Annotated in this window: 11 protein-coding genes and 1 pseudogene; 7 read left to right on the top strand and 5 right to left on the bottom strand. The window is 68.3% G+C overall.

Features of this window, described 5'->3' with window-relative positions:
* Positions 1 to 4: 4 nt before the first annotated feature.
* Genes OHS58_RS41825 through OHS58_RS41845 form a run of 5 tightly spaced genes read left to right on the top strand, consistent with a single transcriptional unit; the run spans position 5 to position 5,219 of the window.
* Positions 5 to 1,009 carry a zinc-dependent alcohol dehydrogenase family protein gene (locus tag OHS58_RS41825; RefSeq protein ID WP_326946140.1) on the top strand — a complete coding sequence of 335 codons (1,005 nt, stop codon included), beginning with the start codon at positions 5 to 7 and terminating at the stop codon, positions 1,007 to 1,009.
* Positions 996 to 2,336, top strand: a complete 1,341-nt coding sequence (locus tag OHS58_RS41830; RefSeq protein ID WP_328645972.1) for an ABC transporter substrate-binding protein — start codon at positions 996 to 998, stop codon at positions 2,334 to 2,336. Before OHS58_RS41825 ends, OHS58_RS41830 begins: the two co-directional genes overlap by 14 nt.
* Complete coding sequence (locus tag OHS58_RS41835) at positions 2,336 to 3,268, top strand: carbohydrate ABC transporter permease (protein WP_328645973.1); 933 nt, start codon at positions 2,336 to 2,338, stop codon at positions 3,266 to 3,268. The genes OHS58_RS41830 and OHS58_RS41835 overlap by 1 nt, the downstream gene beginning before the upstream one ends.
* On the top strand, positions 3,265 to 4,137 hold the full coding sequence (locus tag OHS58_RS41840) for a carbohydrate ABC transporter permease (protein ID WP_326946143.1): 873 nt from the start codon (positions 3,265 to 3,267) through the stop codon (positions 4,135 to 4,137). The genes OHS58_RS41835 and OHS58_RS41840 overlap by 4 nt, the downstream gene beginning before the upstream one ends.
* 2 nt (positions 4,138 to 4,139) lie before the next feature.
* Positions 4,140 to 5,219 carry an ABC transporter ATP-binding protein gene (locus OHS58_RS41845; RefSeq protein ID WP_328645974.1) on the top strand — a complete coding sequence of 360 codons (1,080 nt, stop codon included), beginning with the start codon at positions 4,140 to 4,142 and terminating at the stop codon, positions 5,217 to 5,219.
* Positions 5,220 to 5,268: 49 nt separating this feature from the next.
* On the opposite strand, the gene OHS58_RS41850 is transcribed toward OHS58_RS41845, so the two are convergent.
* The 4 genes from OHS58_RS41850 to OHS58_RS41865 all read right to left on the bottom strand — a co-directional run bounded on the left by OHS58_RS41850 (position 5,269) and on the right by OHS58_RS41865 (position 9,101).
* Entirely contained in the window at positions 5,269 to 6,273 is a 1,005-nt protein-coding gene (locus tag OHS58_RS41850; protein WP_328645975.1) for a hypothetical protein, read from the bottom strand.
* 142 nt (positions 6,274 to 6,415) lie between these two features.
* Entirely contained in the window at positions 6,416 to 6,610 is a 195-nt protein-coding gene (locus OHS58_RS41855) for a ferredoxin (protein ID WP_328645976.1), read from the bottom strand.
* A 39-nt stretch (positions 6,611 to 6,649) separates the two neighbouring features.
* On the bottom strand, positions 6,650 to 7,855 hold the full coding sequence (locus OHS58_RS41860) for a cytochrome P450 (RefSeq protein ID WP_247060780.1): 1,206 nt from the start codon (positions 7,853 to 7,855) through the stop codon (positions 6,650 to 6,652).
* Positions 7,856 to 7,868: 13 nt separating this feature from the next.
* Positions 7,869 to 9,101, bottom strand: coding sequence for a cytochrome P450 (locus OHS58_RS41865; protein ID WP_247060781.1), 1,233 nt, complete (start codon positions 9,099 to 9,101; stop codon positions 7,869 to 7,871).
* Positions 9,102 to 9,281: 180 nt separating this feature from the next.
* Here OHS58_RS41865 and OHS58_RS41870 point away from each other — a divergent pair, with 180 nt between their 5' ends.
* Positions 9,282 to 9,926, top strand: coding sequence for a TetR/AcrR family transcriptional regulator (locus tag OHS58_RS41870; RefSeq protein WP_326955977.1), 645 nt, complete (start codon positions 9,282 to 9,284; stop codon positions 9,924 to 9,926).
* A 104-nt stretch (positions 9,927 to 10,030) separates the two neighbouring features.
* Positions 10,031 to 10,870, top strand: a complete 840-nt coding sequence (locus tag OHS58_RS41875) for a GH12 family glycosyl hydrolase domain-containing protein (protein ID WP_328645977.1) — start codon at positions 10,031 to 10,033, stop codon at positions 10,868 to 10,870.
* A gap of 79 nt (positions 10,871 to 10,949) precedes the next feature.
* On the opposite strand, the pseudogene OHS58_RS41880 reads toward OHS58_RS41875, so the two are convergent.
* Positions 10,950 to 11,261 (bottom strand): annotated as a pseudogene (locus tag OHS58_RS41880) (beta family protein); the annotation flags it as partial.
* Between the last annotated feature and the right edge of the window lie 64 nt (positions 11,262 to 11,325).

Raw genomic sequence — 11,325 nt, forward strand, 5'->3', positions numbered from 1 at the left:
AGGCATGCGTGCCGCCATCATCGACCGGCCCGGCGAGATCAGGGTCGGCGAGGTGCCCGATCCGAAACCAGGGGAACGACAGGTCGTCATCAAGGTGGGCGCGTGCGGCATCTGCGGCACGGACCTGCACATCGCCGACGGGCACTTCCCGCCGACGCCGTACCCGATCGTCCCCGGTCACGAGTTCGCCGGGGAGATCGTCGAGCTCGGCGACGACGTGCCGGGCGGCTGGGAGATCGGCGACCGCGTCGCCGTCGACCCCTCGCTGTTCTGCGGCTACTGCGGCCCGTGCCGCTCCGGCCACGGCAACCTCTGCGCGAACTGGAACGCCACCGGTGACACCGTCGACGGCGCCTTCGCGGAGTTCGTCGCCGTCCCGTCGGCCAACTGCTACCGGATGCCCGACACGATGACCTGGGAGCAGGGCGCGCTGGTCGAGCCCGTTTCCTGCGCGGTGCACGGCGTGCGCCGGGTCGGCGTCGAAGCCGGAGAGCGCTTTCTCGTCGTCGGCGCCGGCACCATGGGCCTGATCATGCAGCAGCTGCTGCAGCGCGCCGGCGCCCACGTCACCGTGGTCGACCGCAACAAGGACCGGCTGCCGCGTGCGAGCCGGCTGGGCGCCGTCGCCACCGCGGCCGACGTCGGCGAGCTGAACGGCGAGAAGTTCGACGTCGCCGTCGACTGCACCGGCGCCGCCCCGGCCATCGAAGCCGCTTTCGACTCGATCCGCCGCGGCGGCCGGCTGCTCGTCTTCGGCGTCGCCCCGGCCGAAGCCCGCGTCGCGCTTTCGCCGTTCCGCATCTACAACGACGAGATCACCGTCGTCGGCTCGATGGCCGTGCTGAACAGCTACGGCACCGCGCTCGACCTCGTGGCCGGCGGCGCCATCAACACGGACGAGCTGCTCACGGACCGGCTGCCGCTGGAGCAGTACCCGGACGCGCTCGCCAAGATGCGCAGCGGCTCCGGCCTCAAGGTGCAGGTACTCCCGGGAGGTGGCCGTGCGTAAGCTGCTCACCCTCCTCGCCGCGACGTCGTTGCTGGTCACCGGCTGCGCCGGCGCCGGCTCGGTCGGCACCGGCAACTCGACGCTCGTCATCGCGATCGTGTCCAACCCGCAGATGAAGGACGCGATCTCGCTCGCCCCCGAGTTCGAGAAGGCCACCGGCATCACCCTCAAGTTCGTGTCACTGCCGGAAAACCAGGCCCGCGCCAAGATCACCGCGTCGACCGCCACCGAGGGCGGCGAGTTCGACGTCGTGATGATCAGCAACTACGAGGCGCCGCAGTGGGCGGCCAACGGCTGGCTCGAGAACCTCGAACCGCACATGGCGGCCACCCCGGGTTACGACGAAGGCGACTTCATCCCCAGCATCAAGCAGTCGCTGTCGTACCAGAACCAGATGTACGCGGTGCCGTTCTACGGCGAGTCGTCGTTCCTGGCCTACCGCAAGGACCTCTTCGCCAAGGCCGGGCTGACCATGCCGGCCAAGCCGACGTGGCAGCAGGTCGCGGAGTTCGCCGCGAAGCTGGACGACAAGGCGAACGGCGTCGCCGGCATCTGCCTGCGCGGCAAGCCGGGCTGGGGCGAGAGCCTCGCGCCGTTCAGCACGGTGGCCAACACCTTCGGCGCCCAGTACTTCGACAAGGACTGGAACGCCAAGCTGACGTCGCCGGAGTTCAAGGACGCCGCGAACTTCTACGTCAACCTGATCCGCGATCACGGTGAGGTCGGGGCCTCCAGCGCCGGGTTCTCCGAGTGCGGCACGCGCTACACGCAGGGCAACGCGGCGATGTGGTACGACGCCACGGTCATGGCGGGCACCAACGAGGACCCGTCGAGCAGCAAGATCGTCGGCAAGTCGGGGTACGCACCGGCGCCGGTCGTCAAGACGCAGGCCAGCGGATGGCTCTACACCTGGGCCCTCGGCATCCCGAAGGTGGCCAAGGACAAGGACGCGGCCTGGAAGTTCATGGCCTGGATGACCGACAAGGCGTACGTGCAGAAGGTCGGGGCGACCTACGGCTGGAACCGCGTCCCGCCGGGTGTGCGTCAGTCCACTTACGACATTCCCGACTACGCCAAGGCCGCGCAGACCTACGCGAAACCGACGCTCGACGGCATCGCGGACGCGAACCAGCAGAAGGCCATGGCGAACCCGGTGCCCTACCCCGGCATCCAGTTCGTCGGCATCCCCGAGTTCCAGGACCTGGGCACCAGGGTGAGCCAGCAGCTGTCGGCGGCGATCGCCGGCCGCGAGTCGGTCGACGACGCCCTGACGCAGTCCCAGGACTACGCCCAGACGGTGGGCGACTCCTACAAGGCGGTGCAGTGATGTCCACGCTCTCCGTATCCACCCCCAAGTCCCAGTCGCACGCGAAGGTCACGGAGAAACGCGGCCTGAGCACCGCGGCCAAGCGGCGCCTGCCGCTGCTGCCGGCGTTGCTCTTCGTCGTCGCCGTGACGCAGCTGCCGTTCCTGCTGACCGTGTTCTACTCGTTCCAGTCCTGGAACCTGGTCCGGCCGGGTTCGCGGCACTTCGTCGGCCTGGACAACTACATCGACGTCTTCAGTGACACGACGTTCCTGGTCGCGTTGCTCAACACGGTGCTGCTGACCGTGGTGTGCGTGCTCGTCGCGCTGCTGCTCGGCCTCGGCCTGGCGATCCTGCTGGACCGGAAGTTCATGGGCCGCGGTTTCGTCCGCACGCTGCTGATCACGCCGTTCCTGATCCTGCCGGCAGCCGGCGCGCTGCTGTGGAAGACGACGGTGTTCGACCCGACCTACGGGTTGCTGCACTTCGTCTTCGGCACCGACACCGACTGGCTTTCGCAGTTCCCGCTGGCGTCGGTGATGGCCCAGATCGTGTGGCAGTGGACGCCGTTCATGATGCTGCTGATCCTGGCCGGGCTGCAGAGCCAGTCCAAGGAGGTCCTGGAAGCGGCGTCGGTCGACGGCGCGAGCCGCTGGCGGACGTTCGTCTCCATCACCCTGCCGCACCTGTCGCGGTTCCTGCAGCTGGCGACGCTGCTGGGCGCGATCTACATCGTGAACAGCTTCGACGCGATCTTCCTGATGACGCAGGGCGGGCCGGGCACGGCCAGCACCAACCTGCCGTACTACATCTACCAGCGCGCGTTCGAAGGCTTCGACGTCGGCCAGTCGTCGGCGATGGGCGTGATCGTCGTGATCCTGACGATGATCGTCGCGACCTTCGCCCTGCGCTTGATGTTCCGCACGTTCTCGGTGGACGGAGGCATCAAATGACCACCCTGGAGACCCGCCCCTCGGCGGCCACCACCGCGGCTCCCGCCCGCAAGCCGAAGCGCAAGCTCGGCCCAGGCGCGCTCACCGTCGTCACGTGGGTGATCGCGATCCTGTTCGTCTTCCCGCTGCTGTGGATGATCCTCACGGCGTTCAAGCAGGAGTCCGACGCCTACACCGACCCGCCGAAGCTGTTCTTCAGCCCGACGTTCGACCAGATCGCGAACGTCCTGAAGGGCGGGTTCCTGCCCTACGTGGCGAACTCCGCGTTCGTCACGGTGATCTCGACGCTGCTGGTGCTGCTGCTGGGAATTCCGGCGGCGTACGCGCTTTCGCTGGCGCCGGTGAAGAAGACGTCCAATGCACTGGGCTTCTTCTTGTCGACGAAGATGCTGCCGATCGTCGCGGCGATCATCCCGCTGTACATCATCTCCCAGAACACCGAGCTGCTGGACACGGTGTGGGCGTTGATCATCCTCTACACGTCGATGAACCTGCCGCTGGCCATCTGGATGATGCGGTCGTTCTTCCTCGAGGTGCCGCACGAGATGATCGAGGCCGGCCGGATCGACGGCGCGAACCTGCCGACGCTGCTGCGCCGGATCATCATGCCGGTGGTCGCGCCGGGGATCGCGGCGACCGCGCTGATCTGCGTGATCTTCTCCTGGACCGAGTTCTTCTACGCGGTCAACCTGACGGCGGCGCGGGCCGGCACGGTGCCGGTGTTCCTCGTCGGGTTCATCACGAGTGAGGGCCTGTACTGGGCTCAGCTGTCCGCGGCCGCGCTGCTGGCGTCGCTGCCGGTGATGATCGTCGGCTGGTTCGCGCAGAACCACCTCGTCCGCGGGCTGTCGATGGGAGCGGTGAAGTAGCCATGGCTGCAGTCGTCTACGAAAAGGCGTCCCGCGTCTACCCGGGCGTGTCGTCGGTGAAGGCGGTCGACCAGCTCGACCTTTCGGTGCCGGACGGGGAGTTCCTCGTGCTGGTCGGGCCGTCCGGCTCGGGCAAGTCGACGGCGTTGCGGATGCTGGCCGGGCTGGAGGACGTCGACGAGGGCGCTGTCCGGATCGGCGACCGCGACGTCACGGGCCTGCCGCCGAAGGACCGGGACATCGCGATGGTGTTCCAGTCCTACGCGCTGTACCCGCACATGACGGTGGCCGGCAACATGGGCTTCGCGCTGGAGCTGCGGGGAATGTCGGCTTCGGACATCCGGGCACGCGTCGGCGAGGCCGCCGCGATGCTGGACCTGACGCGGTTTCTCGACCGCAAGCCGAAAGCGTTGTCCGGCGGGCAGCGGCAGCGCGTCGCGATGGGCCGGGCGATCGTGCGCGAGCCGAGCGTGTTCCTGATGGACGAGCCACTGTCCAATCTGGACGCGAAGCTGCGGGTCGAGACCCGCGCGAACATCGCGCAGCTGCAGCAACGGCTCGGCACGACGACCATCTACGTCACGCACGACCAGGTCGAGGCGATGACGATGGGCGACCGGGTGGCCGTCCTGCGCGACGGCCGGTTGCAGCAGTGCGCGTCACCGCGGGAGCTGTACGACAACCCGACGAACTCCTTCGTGGCGGGCTTCATCGGCTCACCGGCGATGAACCTGGCTCTGCTGCCGCTGGCAGAGGGCGGCGTCCGCCTCGGCGACGTCGTCCTGCCGCTGCCACGTTCGGTGCTCACCGCGGCTGGTTCTGCCGGTCTGCGCGAGGTCACGTTCGGCGTCCGCCCGGAGTCCCTGGAACTGGTCTCGGAGGGCGGCTTCGAGCTGGTGGTGGAGCTGGTGGAGGAACTGGGCGCGGACGCCTACCTCCACGGCAAGGTAGGCGACGACCGTTTCGTAGTCCGCGTCGACGGCCGCCGCCCACCCCGAATGGGCGACAACGTCCGCGTGGCCCTGCGCGGCAAAGGCGAAACGCACGCCTTCAACCCGGAAACAACCCTCCGCCTCTCGTAGTGGTCACCTTGTCGTGAGTGTTTAGGGCGGTTAGAACCGCCCTAAACACTCACGACAAGCTGCGGCAGAGTCGGCAGCTCGACGCTCGGCTCCCGTCCGGGTTCCACCCTTCGCGGAGCAGGATGGCCCGCACTTCGGCGGCGACCTCGCATGGCGAAGAGTGGACGTCCTGCCAGCCGTAGACGAGCCGGGCCCTGCCCGCGAGCTCGGCGGCGTTGTCCCGGCGGCGATCGCGAAAGGCGACTCCGGCTGTGGCGTGCGTTGCGCGGCCGTCGAGCCGGATGGTCACTGCGGCGCCGTGGCTGTCGTAGGTGACGTCCTCCCACAAGGTCTTCCCGTCCACGGCGAACGGCGTCTGCCGATCGCCTCGCGGCAGGCCGTGCTGATCTTCGACCAGCTCGAGGTACTCGACTTCGAGAGCGGACATCAAGCCGTTGCGCACCAGGCCGAGTCCCCTGCGGATGGCAGCCCGGTAGCGGAAGGGCGGGCGCTGCGAGACGCAGTTCTCGACGGCTTCGAGCGACATCGAACTTCGGCTGACGAGGTCGACCACCAGCAGCGTCGCGTCCCGGGCGGTCTCCTGCGAGACGGCCAGGTCGACGATGGTGTCCGGGCCGCGGGTACGAGGCGGCGTGGTCGCCAGTGTCGTGTGCCGCAGGGCGCGCGATCGGTGAACCGCCACGATTGGGAGCTGCGAGATGGCGGAACTCGTGTAGGGCACCGTGATCTCCACCGGCCGGTCGGTGATGGGGACGAGTCCCCATTCCTCCGCCGCCGAGTGGTGGCTCAGGACAGCGTGCCTGCCGCCGTAGAGCAGTGCGGCCGCCAAGCGCGCGGGTCGGGGCAGCGGACCGGTGAACGTCGCGTAGACGCCCGGCAGCACGCGTTGCCATCGCCCGGCTTCCACGTTGGCGGCCAGGTCCGCTTTGGTGTGGCCGTAAGAGCGCAGTTGTCCGTGGCTGATGATGTCGTGTTGCCGGTCGAGGACGACCGGCCAGCTCGGTCTGGCCGAGCCCGGCAGTTCGTCGGTGGACCACCGTCGGTTGAGAGGCACATCTCGACCATGGTCGACTCCATCGGCCCGTAGGAGACGCCCGGCAAATCTGTGGATAACCAGGAACGGTGTGGATAACTCGGTCGTGAGTGTTTAGGGCGGTTAGAACCGCCCTAAACACTCACGACGAGCTGCGGCAGACCTACTCATCGAGGGAGAGGGCCTGGCTCGGGCAGACGTGCACCGCTTCGCGGGCCTTTTCGATCAGCTCGCCCCGTGGCTGGTCGTCGAGGACGATGACGGTGCCGTCGTCCTCGCTCTGGTCGAACAGCGCGGGCTCGGTGAGGACGCACTGACCCGCGCCGACGCACTTGCCGGTGTCCGCGATGATCTTCATGGTTCTTCTCCTGTGGTGGGAGGGCCGTCCGCTCGATCTCTACCAGGTGACCGGCAGCCGGTACAGCCCGTAGATGTTCGCGTCGTCCTTGAAGGGCAGTTCTTCCACGGGAACTGCCAGTTTCAGGGACGGAATCCGGCGGAACAGCGTGTCGAACACGATCTGCAGTTCCATCCGGGCCAGGTTCTGGCCGAGGCACTGGTGCGGGCCGAAGCCGAACGCGACGTGGTGGCGTGCGCCGCGGTCGATGTCCAGGTCGTCCGGGTTGTCGAACGCCCCGGGGTCGCGGTTGGCCGCGTAGCCCAGCGCGAGCACACCCTCGCCGGCCCGGATCAGCTGCCCGCTCAGCTCGACGTCCTCGACGCACAGCCGCGCGGTCGCCGCGTCGACGATCGTCCAGTAGCGCAGCATCTCCTCGACGGCGTCGAGCGTCTTGCCCGGGTCGGCCTTCAGCAGCGCGAGCTGCTCCGGGTTCCGGAGCAGCGCCACCGTCGACAGCGAGATCATGTTCGCCGTCGTCTCGTGCCCGGCCACCAGCAGCAGGAAACCGGTCGCGGCCAGCGAAGCACGCCGGTAAGTACCGTCTTCGCGGAGCTTGACGATCTGCCGGCCGAGCAGGTCGTCCGGCGGGTTCTCCTCCTTCTCCGCGATGAGCTCTTCCATGTAGCCGCGGATGGTGTCGAACGCCGCGCGCCGCTCCTCCGGCGACGTCGAACGCTTGATCAGCTTCGCCGTGTGGGTCTGGAAGAAGTCGTGCTGGTCGTAGGGCACGCCGAGCATCTCGCAGATCACCAGCGACGGCACCGGCAGCGCCAGCGCCTCGACGAGGTCGCCGGGGTTCGGCCCGGCCAGCAGCGCGTCGATCTGGCCGTCCACGATCTCCTGGATCCGCGGCCGCAGCGCCTCCATCCGGCGCACGGTGAACTCGCCGAGCACGGCCTTGCGGGCCGGCCCGTGCTCGGGCGCGTCCATGGTGATCATGGTGCGCTCGTCGCCCTGGCGCCGGAACCCGCCCGCCACGAGCTGCGGGAAGTCCGGGTGCTGCCGGTCGGCGCTGAACCGCCGGTCGTTCAGCACGGTCCGGACGTCCTCGTGCCGGCTGACCACCCAGGCGCGTCCGCCGTCGGGGAGCCCGACGCGGGTGATCGGCTCCTCTTCGCGGATCTCCTGGTACGCGGGCGGCGGCGAGAACGGGCACGTGCGGGTCATCGGGAACTGGTGGACCGGCTCCTCGACTGTCGTCATGATTTCCCCTCTTTCACCAGGTCACGGGCAGGCAGTACAGACCGAAGATCGACGAGTCGTGCTTGAACGGCAGCTGCTCGACCGGCACGGCCAGCTTCAGCTCCGGGAGGCGGCGGAAGAGCGTGTCGAACACGATCTGCAGCTCCATCCGGGCCAGGTTCTGGCCGAGGCACTGGTGCGGCCCGAAGCCGAACGCGACGTGGTGGCGCGCGCCGCGCTCCAGGTCCAGCTCGTCCGGGTTGTCGAACGCCTCCGGGTCGCGGTTGCCGGAGTAGCTGAGGCCGAGCACGCCCTCGCCCTCGCGGATCAGCTGACCGCCGATCTCGAGGTCCTCGGTGGCGACGCGCGACGTCGCGAACTCGGCGATCGTGAAGTACCGGAGCAGCTCCTCGACGGCGTCGAGCGTCTTGCCCGGGTCGTTCTTGATCAGCTCGAGCTGGTCCGGGTTCTCCAGCAGCGCGACGGTGCCGAGCGAGATCATGTTCGCCGTCGTCTCGTGCCCGGCGATGAGCAGCAGGAACGCCAGCGAGACGAGCGAGTCGTGGTCGGCCTCGCCGTGTTCCTCGCGCTGCTTGGCGATCTGACGGCTGAGCAGGTCGTCGGCCGGCTCGGCCTCCTTGGTGGAGACCAGCTGGTCGAGGTAGGTCTGCAGCTCGTCGACGGCCTTGATCCGGTCGTCCTGCTCGACGTCGCGGTTGAGCAGCGTCGAGCTGCGGACCTGGAAGAAGTCGTGGTCGGCGTACGGGACGCCGAGCAGCTCGCAGATGACCAGCGACGGCACCGGCAGCGACAGCGCGGTGACCAGGTCGGCGGGCTTCGGGCCGGCCAGGATCGCGTCGATGTGCTCGTCGACGATCTGCTGGATGCGGGGCTGGAGGGCCTTCATCCGCTTGACCGTGAACTCGCCGACGACCTCGCGCCGGGCCGAGCCGTGCTGCGGCGGGTCCATGTTGATCAGCGACGCGGTGAAGTTGCTCCGCCGCACCGGGCGGCCCTGCTTGGTCAGGAACGGGAAGCCCGGGTTGAACCGGTCGGAGCTGAACCGCGGGTCGGTCAGCATCTGCCGGACGTCCTCGAGCCGGGTGATCGCCCAGGCCTCCTGGCCGGACTGCAGCTCGACGCGCTGGACGGGGCCCGCTTCGCGCAGCTTCTCGTACGCCGGTGGCGGCGCGAACGGGCAGCTGCGCACCAGCGGGAAGACCTCTTCCCCGGTCGAGGTCGTGGCGGGTTCGGCGACTTCGGTCATTTCGGATCCCCAAATCGGACGGAAAGTATGTGGAGGATTACATTCCGGTTCTAGAACCCAACGTACCCAAGTGGAAGGACATCGTCCACTAGCTAACGGGTGACATCTTGCGGATGCACTGTGTGGGCGCCTGACCATGCGAGAATCACCCCGCGCCAGATTCAGCGAGAGGCGAACGGCATGACGGCAGACCCCGATACCAGCCTGCGGGCTGACGCGCGGCGCAACCGCGACCAGATCCTGGCCGCCGCGAAGAGCATCTTCGCCGCGTCCGGTGCCGAAGTGCCGATGGAGGAGATCGCCCGGGCGGCCGGCGTCGGCGTCGGCACGCTGTACCGGCGCTTCCCGGATCGTGACGCCCTGGTCCGCGCGGTGGCGATGGACAACTTCGAGCGCGTCCTGATCGACGCCAAGCGGATCGCCGCGGAGGAGACGTCGTCGTGGCGCGCGCTCGAGCGGCTCCTGCGGCAGTCGGTCGAGCTGCAGCTGGTCGTCCAGCTGGCGATGGTGTCGCACCGGGCGCTGGTGATCCTGAAGGGCGACCCGGAGGTCCGCCGCCTGCGTGACGAGATCCTGGTGGTCCTGGACGAGTTCGTCCGCGGCGCCCAGGCCGAGGGCAAGCTCCGCGACGACGTCGGCGCGGGTGACGTCGCGATCCTGTTCGCGACGATGCTGCGTCAGATGCGCGCGAAGACCGACGAGGTCGCGGCGATGGCGGCGAGCCGCTGTGTGGGCATCATGATCGACGGGCTGAGCGCGCGGCCGGGAACGCCGTTGCCGGGCCGGCCGATCACGTCCCACGACCTCGATCCCGAAGCCGGCTGATCGTCATTTTTCCGTGTTAGGGTTCCGCCTCGTTCTGCCATTGTTGACGAGGCGGGAAAATGCGACGAAGAACTCTGGCCGTGTTGTCGGTAATTCCCTTTTTCGTGCTCGTCGGGTGCGGGCAGGACGCCGGTTCGGCGGCGCCGGCCGCTCCGGCCGCGGTGTCGCCCGTCGCGTCGTCGTCACCTCCGGCGTCTTCGCCGGTGACGTCCAGCGGCACCCTCGCGCCGCCGACGTCGGTCCCGCGAAGTGCGTCTCGACCTGCGCCTAGTCCGCCGTCGGCGACCCCGGTCCGCAACTGCGGCAGCCCGGAGTTCACCACGAGCGACCCCGACGGCGGCTGGTCCGACGGCGGCTACTACGTCCACAACAACATGTGGAACTCGGACGAAGCGGGCCCGGAAACGCTGCGCGCGTGCGCGTACGACAATTGGTACGTGGATTCCACCCAGCCGTCGACGACGTCGGTGAAAACCTATCCGAACGTCCACAAGGACATCAACGACCAGAACGGAAAGCCGTTCAACGACTATTCGGTGATCCGCTCGACGTTCGCCGGCCGCGGCCCAGGCACGGGCATCTACGACGTCGCGTACGACCTCTGGCTCAACGGCGTCGGCGACGGCAAGGGCGTGACCGAGGTGATGGTCTGGACGGAGAACCTCAAGCAGCAACCGTCGGGCGACAAGGTCGGGACGTACACAGCGGACGGCCACGCGTACGACGTCTGGGCGGACGACGACGGCTACATCGCGTTCGTCTCCCAGGCGACGCAGTACTCGGGCGCGGTGGACCTGAAGGCGATGATCGCCTGGGGCATCGGCAAGGGCTTCATCCCCCCGAACCCGACGGTCAACCAGATCGGCTACGGCATCGAGTTCTGCTCCACGAGCGGCGGCAAGGCGAGGTTCACACTGACGGACTTCTCGGTGACGATGAGTTAGCGGATTGGGTCAAGCCGCACTGCGGCCGGCCAGGTAGGCCAGGTGGTGCGAGGTCGCCAGCGCAACGGGCTTGCTGCTGTCACCGAAGCCGCGACCCCCGGCCGGTGGCGGCTTCGTGGATCTCGCGGTCGCCCCACGAGAAGTCCGGCCCGGCGAAGTTGTCCGACTCGATCAGGTGCCGGCACACGATCCGGAACGCACCGGCGCGTGGTGAATCGGCGGCGCGGTCATCCGGCTCCGGCATCCGCTCCCGCGAATAGAGCCAGTGGTCCGGACAGGTGTACTTCATGGCGACGTGGTTGCTGCGGAAGCCGCCGCCGGGAATCGGGTGCACCGTGCCGTAGTCACCCAGCCGAAGGTCCGCGGCGGCCCCTCGGACCAGGTTCGCCCAGAGGGTTTCCTCGGTTCAAGGCTGCTCCCACGTCGAGGTCTGTGCGAGAGTCCGCGGGATCGAA

Source organism: Amycolatopsis sp. NBC_00348 (assembly GCF_036114655.1).
Lineage (GTDB): Bacteria > Actinomycetota > Actinomycetes > Mycobacteriales > Pseudonocardiaceae > Amycolatopsis.